Below are 16,702 nucleotides of genomic sequence, written 5' to 3' on the forward strand. Positions count from 1 at the left end.
CCGTCAGGTCGACGTAGAGGGACCTGGACGTCACCCGGTGACGAAGGTGGTCAGGCTCTGAGCGGGCAGTTGTCCTGTGAAGGAACCGTTCGTCACCGTGATCCGGCTCTGGGACGCGAGGTTCCTGCTTGCGTCCGTCACCCAGGACGACACCCCGGACGAGGCGGTGTTCTGGAGGGCGAACTGCTGACCCACCTGTGAAGTCCCCTTGTTGACGGCCACGATGACCACACGAGAGCCGCTTCCCCTGTAGGCCGAGAGGTAGACGTTCTGCTGGGGATTCGCGGTGATCGCGATCCGCACGTGGCCCGGACGGACGAACTTCGAGAAGTGCGCCAGGCTCGCACCGCGCTTGCTGATCCGGCCGTCCTCCCGCATGGGGCCGTAGCTGCGCCGGATGTACCACCACACGTACGCCTGGAACTCGGCGTCCACCAGGGCGCGATGGATGTGCTCCCCGACGTCGAGAGCCTGAGGCCAGAGATCGGCCGAGTCACTGCTGTTGGGGTAGTAGACCTCGGTCATCCACAGCTCCTTGCCCGCCCCTTTCTGCTTGAAGAGGGGGTACGGGAAGTTCTGGAACGGTGTGCCGTACAGGTGCGCCCCGAGGATGTCCATGTTGGCAAGGGCTGCGGAGTCGTTGAGGATCGGGTCCGAGAAGCTCTTCACGTACTGGAAGGACTCCGGTGCGATCACCCTGGTGCTGATCGAGCCGGCGTTCTCGCGCAGGAACCTGGTCATCTCGCTCGGGGTCCACCAGGTCCAGTCATGAGCGTAGTCGGGTTCGTTCTGCACGGAGATGGCGTACAGGTCGACCCCGTTGCTGCGCATGAACGCGACGAAGTCGTTCAGGTGTTGCGCATAGGCGCCGTACATGGAGTAGCGGAGCCGCTTTGCGTTGGTCTGCTGGCCGTGGACGAAGGTCTCGACCATCTGAGCAGGTGGATTCCAGGGCGACGCGAAGACGGTGGCCCCGAGTTCGGCCGCGCGCTTCGCCGTCGCGACCTCGCGGCTCCAGTTCGTCCGGTCCTCGGAGACGAAGATTCTCAGCATGGAGAGTCCGAGCTGTCCGTCACCGTTGCCGAAGGCCGTGTCCCTCTGGGCACCAGTCAGATCGCCGATCCAGAGCGGGTGGTTCATGCCGCCGAATCCGCGGATCGTCTGCCGCGTCGCGGACGGGTCGACGATCACCGCGGCGGCCGCCGCGGACGGTGTGCGGGCTGCGCCCGCGGCCGGGGTCGTGGCGGCGAGCACCGGCAGTGCGCTCATGGTGGCGAGAACGGCGCGACGACTGGGGTGCTCCGGCCCTGCGTCGCCGGATCCGTTGCGGCGTAACGACATTGCTCCTCCTTGTGGACTTCTCTCCCGAAACTTTCGGTCGTTGATCAGGTGGCTCCGGTCGAAATCGCCGAGCGGAATGGAGTGTCGTGAGGCGCGTGGGTGCTACGCGGTGTGGGAGCGCTCGCTTCCCGTCGAAAATTTCGAAGAAGTGAACGATCGTGCGGTGGTGGTAGACCGTAGGTTCGCCGTGTTCCGCCGTCAACCCTTTGGGACACGCGCGGACGACATGCGGGGCGAGTTCAGGTCGTATCGCCTGCGTGACCGGACAACACTTGCGCCGCGGCCTGAGGTGGGGGAGGGGCTCGGCCTTTATGGCGGGCAGCGCGATGGAGAGACTGCAGGGCGTGGATGCGTCAAACCCATGAACTGCCCCGTACTTGAGCCGCAGTTCCTCCAGAGTCTGCTGCACGGCCGCGTCGGTCCAGTTCAGCATGAGGGTCGAGTGCGCCTCGGTCATCGACGGGTCGATGAAACGGTCGAAGGGGACAGCGCCATCGCCTTCTCCGTGGCCGCGACGTAGTCCTCCCGGGCCGCAGGCGGGTTCCCAGGACTGGCCGGGGACTGAGCACCGACGCCGCGGAGCTTCAGTGATCCTCCGGGCGACGCTCCCGGGAGCCGAGTGGGCAGTGACTTTTGGCTGTGCCCGAAACACCTGGTGCCGGTCGCGGGATGCCACGAACCATGAGGGTGTCGTCAGGAACAACGGTTCCGGGCCCGCCCAAGGGAGAAAACATGAGTCCACTGCACTCGCGGAAGACGGTGAGCATGCGCTGCGCCTCGCTCGCACTCGGACTGGTAGCCGCGTCCGTGTTCACGACGGCTCTAGCCTCGCCGTCGATGGCCGCGCCGGCACAGACCGCCTCGTCCCTCCAGGCGGCGGACGCCAGAATGGAGCGGGAGATCGCGGGCCTGCTCCGCCACAATGAGGGTGCCGAGCGGGTGGCGAAGGACCGGGTGCGGCTGGAGCCGGGCGTGGAGATGACTGTCCCGTCGTCCACCCGCGCGGCCGCCGGTATGGGCGACTGCCGACCCGGTTACGCCTGTGTGTGGCAACACGCCAACTACAGCGGCTACCGCCTGGACTTCTACTACTACGGCTCCTATGAACTGGCCAAATACCCCATGCCCGGCGGCGGCACCTGGCAGGACCAGGTCAGCTCCTTCTTCAACAACCAGACCGGAGGCGCCTGGATGGTCGGCAAGGACTGGGTCAGCGCGGGCGGCAGCAGTGGATGGGAGTGGATCTTCGGCGGGCCGGGTGCGTATGCCGAGTCCCAGGTGAGCGCCAACGACCGAGCCGATCTGATCCAGTTGTACGCGTAGCCCTGACCTGAAGACGTGGCGCGGTACCGGCTCCGGCGCGGTGCCGCTGTCCGTCGTCTCCTTCACCGCGTGATGGCAAGGCCGAAAGCACGGTCCCTCGCCCGGACCGCGTCTCGCTGAAGATGACCCGCCACTGGTCACGGCTCGAGAGAGTTCGTCTTCCCTACGGCGGGATACCGCGCGTCGTCCGAAGCGCCGGCCGATCGTCTCGGGGGACATACGCCGGTGAGATCGCGGAATGCTCGATCGCTCCTCCGTAGGGGAGCGTGGCTGCAGGGCCAGCGCCTGAGGCTCGGTCACCTTCTTCACCCGGGACTTCTTCGGCAACTCGTTTACGTCGGCGTTCTCACCGCGAGTACTGGCGTTCTGGTGGTCACGGTCTTGGACTGCGGGACCACCAGACTGAGGGTGGACCACGGATCAGCGCCGGGACGGCGTTGCTGAATCCACCGGATGATCCACCCGGTCACGCTCGCACCCAGGGCGCCGCCACCGCGGACGATCCCGTGGCCCGCCGTTCGAGCGAGAGCGTAAGGCTGGGGTATGGGACCTTGGACCCCCACGGTTCGCGGTCGACGGCTGTCCTACGGGGCAGGGCTGATGTCGCGGTTGGTGTTCATGTTGAAGATGCCCTGGGTCTTGCCGTCGACTTTCAGGTGCTTGAGCCAGTGCTTCGAGAGGTCGTGCACGTGCTCGTGCTGCATCTCCCACACCACCGAGTGCCCGGCGCAGTCCAGCTTGACCATCAGCTTGTGGTCGCCGGCGATGGCCTTGTAGAGCGCGGGGACCGAGAAGTTAAAGTCCGGGTCTTCGCTCGACGTGTTCACCTGCCTGTCGTACTCCCCGTACGCGATGAGAACCGGCACGCTGCCGCCGAGGACGCCGCCCTGTGCCGCGGTGGTCTTGTTCCAGCCCCACCGTACGAAGTTTCTGATGCGATTGAGCCCTTCATCGACCGGCCCCCACGTGCTGCCCACCGGATCGCTCTTCATGATCGCGTCCAACACCTTGTCTTGCATCGCATCTTCGCGCTGCCCATCGCAGTGCACCTCGCTGCCCCACCCGTCCCACGTTCCCCCCTTCGTGCTCACGAACGTCGGGAAGCCGGGCTGCGGCAACGGGTCAGGGTCGTCTCGGGGAGGGCGTGATCGAAGGCGTCGCCACTGATCCCGTAGGCGGGTTCGAGGACGGCCGTGGAGACCACGCGCGTATTGCCGATCGTCCGGGGCGGCAGGAAGGCACGCAGCATCTCGGAGGGCAGTTGCATGCGTTTGGTGCGGGTGCGCTGGACGTACGAGTCCGTGAAGGTGCGCCGGGAGGTGACCATCATCGCCACGAGGGTGGCCAGGGCCTTGCCGCGATTCAGGGAGGCGGCGGTGGGGGAGTGGCAGTAGACGGCTAGGACTCCCAGTCGTTCGGCGCCGTCCAGCAAGGGGAACCAGGCCACCATCGCGCCGGAATCCGCGGACGCGACTCGCAGGGACTGGGTGCGGTACGTCCAGCCCGCCAGGGAGTGGTCGATAGGGAGCGTCGCGGTCACATCGGTGAGCGGTGCCAGGTGACATTGCTGGATGTCGGCGAGATAGGCCACGGAGTGATGCAGCCCGAGGGCCTTGGCGCAGCGGGCCATGGCGGTGGTGAGGGCGACGGTCCGGTTGGCCGAGTCGGCCAGGAACTGGTGCAACTGGTCGTCACCGGCCTAGGGCATCGTCACCTCGTTCCGCCTCCCTCAGGTCGCGTGCCGTGTGGCGCCCATGGTTCAGCAGTCTCAACCGGGGTTACGCGGGCGCATTCGGACGGCCGTCCTCGGGTGACGCGCGGCGCCGGAATCGGAAGCGGTGCTCTGTCGCCGGCCGGGGGCGCCGTCCGCTCACGGGGAGTCGAAGCAGCGATCGTCTGTCTGAACTCGACAGCGAGGCGCGTGTCGGCGGAGTTGTTCTGTCCGGTCAGCCAGAGTCCGCGCCTGTTCCGCACGGACGGCCGCGAGGGCCGATGCCGTGGAGGCCTCAACCGGAGATGCTGTGGGTCGGCGTGGGAATGCCTGGCCCTACTGGCTGATCTGCTCGTGCATCCGGTCGGCTCGTGGGCCTTCGGCGGTTGCCGCGGCTACGGAGGCCCGCGCCGCAACCGGCGCGCGCGGATGGGCTCGGGAGAAGGCTGCCAGCAGACGTTCAGCCATTTGAGCGGCAGTGGGCTCGGCATTGTTCGATTTAGGACGGGTGGTCGCTGGGTTCAGTGTCAGGGGGAGGCTGTGCGGCGGGCGTAGGCGCGGGCGGCGCGTGCGCGGTCGCCGCAGCGGGTGGAGCACCAGTGGCGGCGGCCGTGGCGGAGCAGGTAGCGGTTGCAGGGGGCGGAGCCGCAGGCGGTGAGGCGGACCGCGTCGGGGCCCGTGAGCAGGTCGGCGGCGTCAGCGGCGAGGGTGGCCAGGGCGTGGTCGACGATCGCGGTGGTGCGGTGCGGGGTGGAGCGGTAGGGGCCGGTCTTGTCGTCCCACTGCAGCAGGGGGGCGGTGGGAACGCGGGTCATCGCGTCGTTGACGGCCCTGACCGCGGCGGGGAGGGCAGCCAGCCCTTCGGAGCGGGCGGCGAACAGCGACCTGATCTGTTCGCGCAGCGAGCGCAGTTGCGTCGCGCACATCTCCCGCATACCGGCGTCGACCGGTGCGAGCCCGCGTTCTGTCAACCAGTGGTTGGCCTGCGCGGGGGTGCCCAGAAAATCGACCGCATGGCCGCCCGTCAGTGCGATCGCGCTGTTGGCGAGGGCGAGGGAGAGGTGTTCCTCCTCGCCCTGAGCGGGCGGCAGGCCGAGCTGGTCGGTCAGGGACTCTTTCACGTTTCTCATGTTAGGGCTTGCGTGTATCCGTGAGAAGCGACTACGTTCTTCTCACGGTTAAAAAACTCTCATCCGTGAGGTGCCTCATGTCTTCTCTTCCCGCAACCACGCATCCGTTTCCGGTCAGGGTCTTCGGCGGCCCGACCGCCCTCTTCGAGTACGGCGGCCTGCGCTTCCTCACCGACCCGACCTTCGACACCCCGGGCGATTACGCACGTCCCGACGGCCGGTTCCTCACCAAGACCGCCCCCTCCAGCGGAGCCCCCGCCGATCTCGGCTCCATAGACTTGGTTCTGCTGTCGCACGATGAGCATCCCGACAACCTGGACAAGTCCGGCCGAGCCCTGCTTGCCGACGTCGAGCTCACCCTCACCACCCCCGGCGGCGGGCAGCGCCTCAAGGACGGGGCGAAGGGTCTGGCCGACTGGGAATCCGTCGAGCTGAACCGCCCCGAGGGTGGCACGATCACTGTGACCGGTGTTCCCGCCATACACGGCCCCGGGCCGCGTGAGAAGGTCGAACCCGTTACCGGACAGGTCGTCGGCTTCGTCCTGACCGGAGAGGACCTGCCGACCGTCTACGTCAGCGGCGACAATGCCTCCCTCGACGTGGTCCAGGAGATTGCCGAGCGCTTCGCCCCCATTGACACCGCTCTCCTCTTTGCCGGCGCCCCCCGCTTCCCCGAACTCTTCGACAACCAGTTGATCGTCCTGAGCAGCGCCCAGGCCGCCGAGGCGGCCCAACTCCTCGGCGCCCGTCGCGTGGTCCCTGTTCACTACGACAGTTGGGCCCACTTCACCGAGGGCCGCGACGAGTTGGCCGCCGCCTTCACTGCCGCCGGTCTGGCCGACCGCTTGGACTGGGGCCAGCGAGACTGAGCTTCGGCGCCTTACTGGCCCTAACAAAGCCTTTGGACGTGGCGGTGGGTGATCAGGCAGACGGCGAGTCCGAGGAACGCTTCGTGGATGTCGTCGCGTCGTTCCCAGCGGATGCGCAGCCGGCGGAAGCCGTGCAGCCGCGAGATGGTCCGCTCGACGACCCAGCGGAAGGTGCCCAGGCCGGTGCCGTGTGGCTGGCCGCGTTCGGCGATCACCGGGCGAATGCCCCGCTCACGCAGGAGGCGGTGGTACTTGTCGTGGTCGTAGCCGCGGTCGGCGAAGAGCATGTCGGGTCGGCGTCGTGGCCGGCCCACGAGTCCCGCGACTGCTGGGATCTTGTCCAGCAGGGGCAGGAGTTGGGTGACGTCGTTGCGGTTGCCGCCGGTCAGCGACACGGCGAGCGGGATCCCTTGGCCGTCGGTGATGAGGTGGTGTTTGCTACCCGGGCGTGCGCGGTCGACCGGGCTGGGCCCGCTTTTGGGCCCCGGCGGGCGGCCCGGACGTGGGAGGAGTCGATCACCGCCCGGGACCAGTCCAGCTGGTTCTTCGAGCGCAGCTTGGTCAGCAGCAGCCGGTGCAGCTGGTCCCAGACACCGGCCTCGTTCCAGGCCGCCAGGCGGCGCCAGCAGGTCATGCCCGAGCCGAAACCGAGTTCCTGGGGCAGGTACTCCCACTGGATGCCGGTGTGCAGCACGAAACAGGATCCCGCACAGAGCCTGCCGGTCGGGCACCCGCGGCCAGCCCTCCACCTGCTTCGGCGGTGGCTCGGGCAGCAACGGTTCGATCAGCGACCACAGTTCGTCCGACACGATCCACGGCCGCGACTGACGCTTCCCCATGCGCGCACCAACGAGCGATCAAGCCGACAGTCACATGATCAACTCGCCTTTGTTAGAGCCAGTGATGGCATTCGGGTGAGGCCGGTAGGTCATTGCCGGTACGGTCGAGGCCTGAGCCCGCAGCCCGTCCTTCGGTGTGCTGTGCGAGGAGGCCACTCTGTTCCCGTTCGCTGCGATGATGGCCCGACTGGCCGAACCTGCCCTGAGCGACCTGCTGGAGCTGTCCAGGCGGCGCGGGGAGGCGAAGAGCGGTACGAATCCCTTGCTCGAAGCGACCGTCTCCATCGGGGGCGACAACGAGGTGTCCTACACGCGGGTCAGTCTGAAGCGGTCGTCCCCTGGTGCCACGGTGAAGATCTATGTGTACAGCTGGGACGTCAACCATGATCTGGCCCGCTACGTGGGCGGTGATCCCCCGCCGGACGAGGAGGACGCATTGCTCCGGTCGCGCGGTCCTGTGAGCCCACACCGCAGCATCGGCAGTTGGCGTGTCGCCGAGGAACTCTGCAGGATGGTCGGCGGCACCGGCGTCACCAGGGGGGACGACGGTCTCGCGTATTTCTCTCTCACACTAAGTTGAGCTTGTCGTTCAACGTCCGGCGGGTCCTGCGGGACGTGGCATTCTTCGGCAGTGCGACTTACTGATCGAGCAGGCCGCATCGGCCTGCGGCCGCTCGATACCAGCTTCCAGTGGCCAGCGGTGATCGCTGAGGGCCATGAACGGTCGGGCAGGCCGTAGGGCAGTGCCATCAGCACGTCCAGGCCGCCGCAGCCGTAATCGCTGGCCGACGGCCAAGCCGGTGGCGTGACGTCGTTCTGCTCTGCGTCGTCAATGTCGAGCTGGAGCTCCGCGACGCCGAAACCGGTAGCCGCAGGAGCTGTTGCGCACACCTCTCCTCCTCCTACAGGGCCAGGACGAGGGCCACAGCGCTGGCGACATCGCCCGACGCCGGGACATCCAAACAGCGCGCCCCAAATGTCCCGGCACAGGTCGCCACCCCGCTGCGAGCTCGGCGGTGAGCAGGGTTGGTTGCCGCTGCAGCACCGGCCGCCCTCGTAGCGACGACGGGCCATCGATGCGCAGGATTGAGAGGTCCCTCACTCATGTCCGACGTCAACCGGCGCAGATCCCTCCAACTGGCGGGCGCCACCACCGCCTTCACGGCTCTGTCGAACAGCATCCAGCGCGCCGCCGCGCTCCCGGCCCACCACCGCACGGGGACGATCGAGGACGTCGAGCACGTCGTCGTGCTGATGCAGGAGAACCGGTCCTTCGGCCACTTGTTCCTGCTCCGGCTCCAGCCGTGCGGCGACTACCGCCACCCTGTTCTGCACGAAGCTGGTCAGCGGACGGAGCCCGGTGAATACGGTCTTCGAAGTTGAGCGGTGCGGTGGCTCGGTCTACGGATGGGACGTCACAGTAGGTGTTGGGCCGGGGGGCTTGGCCCTGGATGCAAGATGCCCGGGCCCTGCGTGATCATTTATGTTCTCTCCGCAGAACGATCACGCAGGAGTCATAAGCTTGCTTAATCGACGGGCCCACCGGCCTTCTGCCTCAAGGCGGCGGTGAGGAGAACTGTCAGGGTTCCCCGGCATGTGTTTCGTCGGCAAGAAGGCCCAGCAGGATGATGTCGAGCGCCCCGGCGATGCGCTCGTGCAGGTCGAAGGGGGCCGGTTCCTCGCGGATCCAGCGCAGGATCGTCGAGAAGTAGCAGGCGGCCAGCAGTTGGCCGGCCTGATCGCGGTCGACGCCGGCCCTGATCTCCCCGCGTTGCCGCCCTTGCTCGACGATCCTGGCGAGTTCGTTTTCCAGAGACCGATCCTGCAGAAGGCTGCCGTACCGCGCGGAGGCGTCCATCAGGACGGTGGTCTCGGCGCGGGAGGCGACGTTGAGGTCGGCCATCGCCTTCAGGTAACGGCGCAGCCGGTCGCCGACCGGCAGGTCCTCGGCGTGCTGGGAGCCGAGGATCTCGTTGACGCGGGCGCGGCGGCGGACTCCCCATTCTTCAAGGAACCCGACCTTCTGTGAGAAGTGGTTGAAGACGGTGGCCCGGGCGACGTCGGCGGTTTCGGCGATCTGGTCCATGGTCGTCGCCTCGTACCCCTGGGTGACGAACAGGTGCAGCGCCGCGGCGTAGAGCTGGTCGCGCGCCTGCTGTCGCTTGCGTTCCCGCCGTCCGGCGGGCGGCGCTGCGGGCACGACTTCGACTCCGGCCTCCGGGATCTTCATGGCCTCCAGTACAGCACATGGCTGCACGGGTATTGACGCCTCCACACGACCTTCTTAGATTGTCACCCATTGATGGACCCCAGTCCAATAATGTACCTAGGTCTCGCTATTTGATGCGGGGCGAAACAGGAGGCAACGTGGCTTCCGTGGCATCCCGAACAGGATGTGTCGAGCTCGGACACGGCTGTTACGCCTGGATCGCGGACACTGTCGGATGGGGCATGAGCAACGCCGGGCTGATCACCGGCGGGGGCGAGTCACTGCTCGTCGACACCCTCTACGACCTGCGGCTGACCAAGAACATGCTCGACGCGCTGACGCCACTGACCGCCACCGCGCCCATCGCCACCGTGGTCAACACCCACGGCAACGGCGACCACTGGTTCGGCAACCAGCTCGTGGCTCACGCCGAGATCATCGCGGCCCGCGGGTCCGTGGCCGACATGCGTCAGGTGGGTCCGGCCGAGATGCTGGCACTGACCGGCATGGACAGCCCCGCCGGACACTTCGCGCGACGGATCTTCGGCCGCTTCGACTACACCGGCATCGAACCCGCCCTCCCGAACCGGATCTTCGACGGCGAGACAGTCCTGGACATCGGCGGCACCGAGGTCCGCCTCATCGACGTGGGACCCGCGCACAGCGCCAGCGACACGATCGTGCACGTGCCGCAGGCCCGGACCGTCTACACCGGCGACATCGTCTTCGCCGGAGCAGCGCCGATCGTCTGGCACGGCCCCTTCGCCCACTGGCTCGCCGCCTGCGACCTGCTGCTGGGCCTCGACGCGGACACCGTCGTGCCCGGCCACGGCCCCGTCACCACCAAACAGGCGGTCCGTGAGATCCGCGACTACCTGGAATACGTCCATGAGCAGGCCACCGCCCGGTTCACCGCCGGTATGCCGGTCATGGACGCGGCCTGCGACATCCGCCTCGGCCGCTTCGCGGACCTGCACGAGAGTGAACGCCTGGCCGTCAACGTGCACACCGTCTACCGGGAGCTCGACCCCAGCCTGCCCCCGCTCGACGGCCCCGGGCTGTTCGGCTGCATGGCCGAGCTCTGCCCCGCCTCTGACGACGCCCCACCCTCCGCCGACCGGCGCACCGCCCCTTCCGGTGCGTACTCCTCGCCGTCCCCTCGGGCCATACGTCCCGCCAAACCCTGCAAGGAGGAGACATGGTCTCCGCCCCCTCCTACGACCCATCCGCCGCCCCGTCGCCAGATGCCACACCGGCCTCTACGGCACGCCACACCCGCACGATCATCGCCGGCTGTCTGGCCGTCTGCCTGGCCCAGATCGGACTGGTCCTGCCCGCCGCGATCAACGGCGTCATGCAGCGCACCCTCCACGCGTCCGGCGGAGAACTGACCTGGATCAGTGACGCCTTCCTGGTGCCCGCCGCCGTCCTCGCGCTGACCTTCGGCGTCGTGGGCGACCTGTACGGCCGCAAGAAACTGGTGGTGGGCGCGGCACTGGTGTCCGCCGTCGGCTACCTGGTGTCCGCCACCTCGGACTCGGCAGCCCAGCTGATCACCGGTCAGGCGATCTCCGGCATCGGAGCCGCCGCGCTCTTCCCCGCCTCCCTGTCCATGATCACCGCGGTCACGACCACCCCGGCCGCACGGGCCAAGGGGCTGGCCTCCTGGACCACGGCACTGTCGCTCGGCGCCTTCCTCGCCCCCCTGATGTCCGGCGGGATCGTCGAACACGCTTCCTTCCAGTGGGCGTTCGGCGTGACCGGCGTGCTCGCCGTGATCACCGCGTTGGGTGCCTGGCTGCTGGCCACAGAGTCCAGTGCCCCCGAGGGCCGCTCGCTCGACTGGCCGGGCCAGATCGCCATTGCCGTGGCCATGCTCGCCCTGCTGTACGGCATCATCCAGGGCCCCTCCGACGGCTGGAGCTCGACACCCGTCGTCGCGTCCTTCGTCGCCTTCGCCGTGTTCATCGTCGCGTTCGTGCTGGTGGAGAGCCGCAGCGCGGCCCCGATGCTGCGCCTGGAGCTGTTCCGCATCCCGGCCTTCGCCGCGTCGGCCGGGATGGCGGTGATCGGCATGTTCGGCTTCCTCGGCGGCGCGTACGACCTGAGCATCCGCCTCGGCGTCATTCAGCACCAGAGCCCCTTCCAGGCCGCAGTGCCCTTCCTGATCATCCAGGGCGTCACCCCGCTCATCTGGCCGCTGCTGGTCCGCCTGCTGCACCGGGTGGGCCCCGGCCCCATGCTCGTCACCGGGTTCGTCTCACTGGCTGGAGCCCAACTGTGGCTGCGGGCGGTGCCGATCCACGAAAGCGGCCTGATCCCCCTGCTCGGGCCGCTGGTGCTCAACGGTGTCGGCTTCGGTCTGGTCGTCGCCGCGCTCACCGCCGCGGCCGTGAACGTCGTACCGCCCAAGCTGACCGGCATGGCGGGCGCCACCACCAGCCTGGTCCGCGACCTCGGCCAGACCCTCGGCCCCGCCATCGTCGGCGCCGTCGCCCTCGGCATGGCCGCACGTCAAATCACCGGCAGCCTTGCCGACGCGGGCCTGACCCCCAAGGAGCACGGCATCGCCTCCACCGTCCTGCACGAGGGCGGCCCGCTCGCGCTGCACACCGCCGACCTCGGCCCCCTCAGCGCCAAGCTCGCTCCGTACACCACGGAGGCACTTGCCCGCGGCTACAACAACGGACTGATCCTCACCGCCGTCGCCTGTCTGTCCGCCGCTGTGATCGCCGCCGTCTTCGTCGGCTTCCGACCCAGCGGCACGCGGCCGGCCGAGGCGGAAGGGAGCACGGCGTGAAGTTCGCGACCTTCGTCCACGACGGGAAATGGCAGTCGGGACTCGTCGCCGACGGTCAGGTCCACCCGTTCGAATACCCCGTCGAACTGCTGGACCTGATCGCGGAGGGCGAGCAGTCCCTGCGCGGGGCGGGTGAACGCGCCCTGACCGGCTCCCTGCCGGTGCCCCTGGCCGACGTACGGCTGCTGCCACCGCTGCGACCGCCGACCGTACGCGACTACATGACCTTCGAGGCCCACGTCGCGGGCATCGCCCAGGGATACGGCGACACCGTGCCCGACGAGTGGTACGAAGCCCCCGCGTTCTACTTCACCAACCCGTACTCGGTGATCGGCGCCCACGACGACGTGCCGGTACCGCCGGGTTGCGCACGCTTCGACTTCGAACTCGAAGTTGCCGCCGTCATCGGCAAGCCCGGCCGGGACCTGCCCCCCGACCAGGCACGCGAGCACATCCTCGGCTACACGATCCTCAACGACTGGTCCGCCCGCGACCTCCAGGGCCGCGAGATGAAGGTCAAACTCGGCCCGGCCAAGGGCAAGGACACGGCAACCACCCTCGGCCCCTGGCTCGTCACCGCCGACGAACTCGAACCCCACCGCAACCCGGAAGGCTTCCTCGACCTCACCCTGACCGTCCAGGTCAACGGCGAGACCGTCGGCCAGGACCGACTGGCCAACATGGCCTGGACGTTCGAGGAGATGGCGGCGTACGCCTCCCGCGGCACCTGGATCCGCCCCGGCGACGTCCTGGGCTCCGGCACCTGCGGCAACGGCGGCTGCCTGGCCGAACTCTGGGGCCGCAACGGCCTCCTCGAACCCCCGCCCCTCGCCCCCGGCGACACGGTCACCATGACAGTCGAGGGCATCGGTGCCATCAGCAACACCGTCGTCGAGGGCGTCGCCCCAATCCGTCTGCCACCTGCCCGCAGCAGCCGATGACCACCGCGCGCTGAGCTCTGGCACCACCCCGGTGCCGGACACCCCATCCGGCACCGGAGAAAGGCATGAACAACGTGGACAAAGTCATGGCCTGGGCCGCCGACGCGGTCGTCGACATACCGGAAGGGACCTCGCTGGCGGTGGGCGGCTTCGGGCTGTGCGGTATCCCCACCGTGCTCATCGGCGCCCTGCTCGCGCAGGGCGCCGGCGGCCTGCGTGTGGTCTCCGACAACTGCGGCGTGGACGGCCAGGGGCTCGGCATCCTGCTGGCGGCCGGCCGCATCGCCCGGGTGACCGGCTCCTACGTCGGGGAGAACAAGGAGTTCGCCCGCCAGTACCTCGCCGGTGAACTGGAAGTGGAACTCACCCCGCAGGGCACCCTCGCCGAACGGCTTCGCGCCGGCGGCACCGGCATTCCCGCCTTCTACAACCCCGGCCGGGGTCGGCACCCAGGTCGCCGAGGGCGGACTGCCCTGGCGCTACGGCCCCGACGGCAGCGTCGCGGTGGCCTCCCCGCCCAAGGAGACGCGAAAGTTCCGCGGCCGGACGTACGTCCTGGAGGAGGCCATCACCACCGACTTCGCCCTCGTACGGGCCGCCCGCGGCGACCGCCACGGCAACCTCGTCTTCCACCACAGCGCCGCCAACTTCAACCCCCTCGCGGCCATGGCCGGACGGACCACCATCGCCGAGGTCGAGGAACTCGTCGAACCCGGCGCCATCGACCCCGACGCCGTCCACCTGCCCGGCATCTACGTCGACCGGATCGTGGGCCCCGTCCTCGCCGACGACAAAGGCATCGAGAGGCGCACCGTCCGCACGCGTGAGGAGCAGCACTGATGGCCTGGACCCGCGACCAGATGGCGGCCCGCGCCGCACGCGAACTGCCCGACGGCTCCTACGTCAACCTGGGCACCGGACTGCCCACCCTCATCCCCAGCCACCTCCCGCCCGGCATCCATGTGGTTCTACACTCGGAGAACGGCATCCTGGGCACCGGCCCCTACCCCTACGACGACGAGGTCGACCCCGACCTGATCAACGCGGGCAAAAAGACCGTCACCGTGCTGTCCGGCGCCGCGTTCTTCGACTCAGCACAGTCCTTCGGAATGATCCGCGGCGGCCGCATCGACGTCGCCGTGCTGGGCGGCATGCAGGTCTCCGCGGCCGGTGACCTCGCCAACTGGACCGTACCCGGCAAGACGATCAAAGGCATGGGCGGTGCCATGGACCTGGTGCACGGCGCCCGCAAGGTCATCTTCCTCATGGAGCACACCGCCAAGGACGGCTCCCCGAAGATCGTCGATGAGTGCACCCTCCCGCTGACCGGGCGCGCCTGCGTCCACCGCGTCATCACCGACCTCGCCGTCCTCGACATCACGGCCGACGGCCTGTCCCTGGTAGAACTCGCCCCTGAAGTGTCCCTCTCGGACGTTCGCGAGCGCACCGAACCGGAGGTGGGAATGGCACTCTCCGTCCCCCACGGCTGACTCCGCCACCAGGAAGAACCTCCGAATGTGTCCTGTCCTCACCCGACCCCTTCAGCAGGCAGCGGCTCACCGGGGCCGACTGGCGCCGCTTCCTCCATATACCGGAGGGACCGCGGCCGTCGGCGGACTGATGTGTACTGGGACCACGAAGGCCCTCCCGTCCGCCGGACGGGGCCTATGACCAGGCGTTTTTCTGTGCCCCGGCAGGTTTCGAACCTGCAACACCCGCTTCGAGCGATACGACGGTGTTGCTCGGTTTCGGCGGGGCGTCCGTCGCCCGGGGCGAGCGGCTGGCGGATGGGAGATGCCGAGTCCGCTCGGTCACGGCCGATGAGAGGGCCCGGGCCTGCCCGGTCTGCGGAGTCTTCGCCACCCGGGTGAAGGGCTCCGCGACCACCCGGCCCCGCGATCTGCCGTACGGCGTGAGCGGACTGGAGTTCCGTCGGCACAGGCGTCGCTGGTGGTGCCGGGAGCCCGGCTGCTGCGCCGGTCCTTCACCGAGCGGGTCCCGCAGCTACCGGCCGGCGCGCGGATCACCGTGCGACTGCGCGGTGCCGCCGGGCGGCGAATACGCGACGCCGCCTCCACAGTCATCGAGGCCGCCCGGGATCTGCACCTGTCCTGGCCGACCGTGATGGACGCCTTCCGCGCCCGCCGCACGCGAGGTGATCGAGGCACCGCTGCCCGAGGTGCCTGCCTACCCGTACGGACGGCCGTCGGCCTGCTGGCCGGCCAGGGCCCCGCGCGCCAGGAAGTGGTGCCTGACGTCTCGTCCCGGAGATGGAAAGCCCCGATCGCCCAGCACCTGACTTCCCTGCCATCCATCCTGGACACATGACGTCCAGCGACCTCGCCCCGGCACACGCGCAGCGAAGAGGGCTGGTCCAAGACCGGCGGCTACTACCTAGCGGACGGGCTGCTGCCCGTCTTCACCGAGGCCTGGAACCGCATCAAGCAGGAGAAGGCAGGGAAGAACACATGACCGCAGCCCCAGCACCGCGAACACCAGCTGATGGCTGGCGCCGGCACCCGCGGCGCGCTTCCTGGCCCCGCCCCGCGTCGCATGGCGACGACCCTCGATCCCGGCCTGCCAAGGCTCGGCCAACTCTTCGACCAGGCACGCAAGATGAGATTGAGAGAGCCCCGTAAACAGCCGATGTGACAGTACTGCCCGATTGACCATGATCGCCACAGCGGGATCATGCCATCCACCTGGCACGACACCTCACCCGTTGTCACGCACCAACTCGTTAGGCATCGGGCTCCCCGTTCCGTCGCAGTGCGGTCGCACAGACCCACGCGGGCAAGAGGCCCCTTCCGCTCGGCGGAGGACCTGGACCCGCGCATCCTCGACCGCCTGCGCGAGATGGCCCTGCACACCATCGCCAAGCACACCCCGGGGGAGCGGAACTGGCATGTGCCGATGACGGATACCTGGGCCCGGGTGCCCGAGATCGACGTCCCGGTGCTCACCGTCAACGGCACGCTGGACTCGCCGGACCTGCTCGCCGACGCCGAACGCTTCGCGAACACCGCGTGCAACGGCCGCTCGGTCCTGGTGGCGGGCACCTCGCACTTCCCCATCTTGGAGAAGCCCGTGACACCCCGCCGACGCCGACCGCTTGTGCGAGTACCCGAAACAACACCGGCGACGAGGAAGGAGACGAGGACTGCGGGTCCCGCCGTACCGTCCGCCACTGTCCCGGACGGAGTGAAGGTGCCCGCACCGATGATGCCGCCTACGCCGATTGCGGTCGGCGGCCACAGCCCGAGCGACCGTTCCAGGCCGTGGCCGCGCCGGATTCCGTCTCCGCGCCGCCCTCGATCGGTTTGCGGCGGAGAATCCCCTCGCCCATCCGGAACCGTGCCATGCGCCTCACCTCTTCGCGTTCGGCAAAGGGGTGACGGCAGATCATGGCGACCCCGAGACGCCCGGGACGGAAGGCGCCGCGCAATACATGGCGGAAGCAAGTGAACTGAACGGCCGTTCAGTTCGTGGGTCGGAGTAGTTTGTCCCGCAACCACTGAGCGGAGTTCTCGGAGGTTCCA

The 16,702-nt window shown here is 68.4% G+C and carries 13 protein-coding genes and 5 pseudogenes; 10 read left to right on the top strand and 8 right to left on the bottom strand.

Annotation, left to right across the window (positions count from 1 at the left end; translation table 11 throughout):
• Positions 1-30: 30 nt before the first annotated feature.
• Positions 31-1,269, bottom strand: a complete 1,239-nt coding sequence (locus tag D1369_RS41895) for a glucuronoxylanase (protein ID WP_237557570.1) — start codon at positions 1,267-1,269, stop codon at positions 31-33.
• Positions 1,270-2,073: 804 nt separating this feature from the next.
• On the opposite strand from D1369_RS41895, the gene D1369_RS41900 reads away from it, so the two are divergent.
• Positions 2,074-2,664 carry a peptidase inhibitor family I36 protein gene (locus tag D1369_RS41900; RefSeq protein WP_106433448.1) on the top strand — a complete coding sequence of 197 codons (591 nt, stop codon included), beginning with the start codon at positions 2,074-2,076 and terminating at the stop codon, positions 2,662-2,664.
• A 584-nt stretch (positions 2,665-3,248) separates the two neighbouring features.
• On the opposite strand, the gene D1369_RS41905 is transcribed toward D1369_RS41900, so the two are convergent.
• The 3 genes from D1369_RS41905 to D1369_RS41910 form a co-directional block, all read right to left on the bottom strand.
• Positions 3,249-3,782: a hypothetical protein gene (locus tag D1369_RS41905; protein WP_237557569.1), complete on the bottom strand. Its 534-nt coding sequence runs from the start codon at positions 3,780-3,782 to the stop codon at positions 3,249-3,251.
• Entirely contained in the window at positions 3,752-4,348 is a 597-nt protein-coding gene (locus tag D1369_RS43325; protein WP_162950988.1) for a hypothetical protein, read from the bottom strand. Before D1369_RS43325 ends, D1369_RS41905 begins: the two co-directional genes overlap by 31 nt.
• Before the next feature lie 554 nt (positions 4,349-4,902).
• Complete coding sequence (locus D1369_RS41910) at positions 4,903-5,505, bottom strand: ABATE domain-containing protein (RefSeq protein WP_007379191.1); 603 nt, start codon at positions 5,503-5,505, stop codon at positions 4,903-4,905.
• A gap of 77 nt (positions 5,506-5,582) precedes the next feature.
• On the opposite strand from D1369_RS41910, the gene D1369_RS41915 reads away from it, so the two are divergent.
• Positions 5,583-6,374, top strand: a complete 792-nt coding sequence (locus D1369_RS41915; RefSeq protein ID WP_007379190.1) for an MBL fold metallo-hydrolase — start codon at positions 5,583-5,585, stop codon at positions 6,372-6,374.
• A gap of 20 nt (positions 6,375-6,394) precedes the next feature.
• Here D1369_RS41915 and D1369_RS41920 read toward each other — a convergent pair.
• Positions 6,395-7,213, bottom strand: a pseudogene (locus D1369_RS41920) (IS5 family transposase).
• Between the two features lie 175 nt (positions 7,214-7,388).
• On the opposite strand from D1369_RS41920, the gene D1369_RS41925 reads away from it, so the two are divergent.
• Positions 7,389-7,793: a hypothetical protein gene (locus D1369_RS41925; protein ID WP_158680090.1), complete on the top strand. Its 405-nt coding sequence runs from the start codon at positions 7,389-7,391 to the stop codon at positions 7,791-7,793.
• Between the two features lie 524 nt (positions 7,794-8,317).
• Positions 8,318-8,596 carry a hypothetical protein gene (locus D1369_RS41930; protein WP_007379187.1) on the top strand — a complete coding sequence of 93 codons (279 nt, stop codon included), beginning with the start codon at positions 8,318-8,320 and terminating at the stop codon, positions 8,594-8,596.
• 196 nt (positions 8,597-8,792) lie between these two features.
• On the opposite strand, the gene D1369_RS41935 is transcribed toward D1369_RS41930, so the two are convergent.
• Entirely contained in the window at positions 8,793-9,443 is a 651-nt protein-coding gene (locus tag D1369_RS41935) for a TetR/AcrR family transcriptional regulator (RefSeq protein ID WP_046916616.1), read from the bottom strand.
• A 221-nt stretch (positions 9,444-9,664) separates the two neighbouring features.
• On the opposite strand from D1369_RS41935, the pseudogene D1369_RS44375 reads away from it, so the two are divergent.
• From D1369_RS44375 to D1369_RS43530, 6 genes and pseudogenes are all read left to right on the top strand, one after another.
• Positions 9,665-10,240: pseudogene (locus D1369_RS44375) on the top strand (MBL fold metallo-hydrolase); the annotation flags it as partial.
• 380 nt (positions 10,241-10,620) lie between these two features.
• Positions 10,621-12,222: an MFS transporter gene (locus D1369_RS41945; protein WP_007379184.1), complete on the top strand. Its 1,602-nt coding sequence runs from the start codon at positions 10,621-10,623 to the stop codon at positions 12,220-12,222.
• A complete protein-coding gene (locus D1369_RS41950; RefSeq protein ID WP_007379183.1) occupies positions 12,219-13,163 on the top strand; it encodes a fumarylacetoacetate hydrolase family protein in 945 nt (314 codons plus the stop codon). The genes D1369_RS41945 and D1369_RS41950 overlap by 4 nt, the downstream gene beginning before the upstream one ends.
• 74 nt (positions 13,164-13,237) lie before the next feature.
• Positions 13,238-14,003, top strand: a pseudogene (locus tag D1369_RS41955) (CoA transferase subunit A).
• Positions 14,003-14,653 (top strand): CoA transferase subunit B, encoded by a 651-nt coding sequence (locus tag D1369_RS41960; RefSeq protein WP_037898524.1) that lies wholly within the window; start codon positions 14,003-14,005, stop codon positions 14,651-14,653. Before D1369_RS41955 ends, D1369_RS41960 begins: the two are co-directional and overlap by 1 nt.
• A 460-nt stretch (positions 14,654-15,113) precedes the next feature.
• On the top strand, positions 15,114-15,491 hold the full coding sequence (locus D1369_RS43530) for a helix-turn-helix domain-containing protein (protein ID WP_007379182.1): 378 nt from the start codon (positions 15,114-15,116) through the stop codon (positions 15,489-15,491).
• A 162-nt stretch (positions 15,492-15,653) separates the two neighbouring features.
• Here the strand turns inward: D1369_RS43530 and D1369_RS43535 are convergent.
• Together D1369_RS43535 and D1369_RS44380 are read right to left on the bottom strand one after the other, a co-directional pair.
• Positions 15,654-15,836, bottom strand: a pseudogene (locus tag D1369_RS43535) (IS5/IS1182 family transposase); the annotation flags it as partial.
• A 452-nt stretch (positions 15,837-16,288) separates the two neighbouring features.
• A pseudogene (locus D1369_RS44380) lies at positions 16,289-16,524 on the bottom strand (amino acid permease); the annotation flags it as partial.
• Between the last annotated feature and the right edge of the window lie 178 nt (positions 16,525-16,702).

The sequence above is a fragment of the Streptomyces sp. CC0208 genome (assembly GCF_003443735.1).
GTDB lineage: Bacteria > Actinomycetota > Actinomycetes > Streptomycetales > Streptomycetaceae > Streptomyces > Streptomyces sviceus.

What these genes read in the sequence shown, in the direction of transcription:
- D1369_RS41935 (WP_046916616.1), bottom strand. Translation starts at nt 9,443, where the DNA reads ATGAAGATCCCGGAGGCCGGAGTCGAAGTCGTGCCCGCAGCGCCGCCC.
- D1369_RS41960 (WP_037898524.1), top strand. Translation starts at nt 14,003, where the DNA reads ATGGCCTGGACCCGCGACCAGATGGCGGCCCGCGCCGCACGCGAACTG.
- D1369_RS41945 (WP_007379184.1), top strand. Translation starts at nt 10,621, where the DNA reads ATGGTCTCCGCCCCCTCCTACGACCCATCCGCCGCCCCGTCGCCAGAT.
- D1369_RS41900 (WP_106433448.1), top strand. Translation starts at nt 2,074, where the DNA reads ATGAGTCCACTGCACTCGCGGAAGACGGTGAGCATGCGCTGCGCCTCG.
- D1369_RS41925 (WP_158680090.1), top strand. Translation starts at nt 7,389, where the DNA reads ATGATGGCCCGACTGGCCGAACCTGCCCTGAGCGACCTGCTGGAGCTG.
- D1369_RS41915 (WP_007379190.1), top strand. Translation starts at nt 5,583, where the DNA reads ATGTCTTCTCTTCCCGCAACCACGCATCCGTTTCCGGTCAGGGTCTTC.
- D1369_RS41895 (WP_237557570.1), bottom strand. Translation starts at nt 1,269, where the DNA reads ATGAGCGCACTGCCGGTGCTCGCCGCCACGACCCCGGCCGCGGGCGCA.
- D1369_RS41930 (WP_007379187.1), top strand. Translation starts at nt 8,318, where the DNA reads ATGTCCGACGTCAACCGGCGCAGATCCCTCCAACTGGCGGGCGCCACC.
- D1369_RS41910 (WP_007379191.1), bottom strand. Translation starts at nt 5,505, where the DNA reads ATGAGAAACGTGAAAGAGTCCCTGACCGACCAGCTCGGCCTGCCGCCC.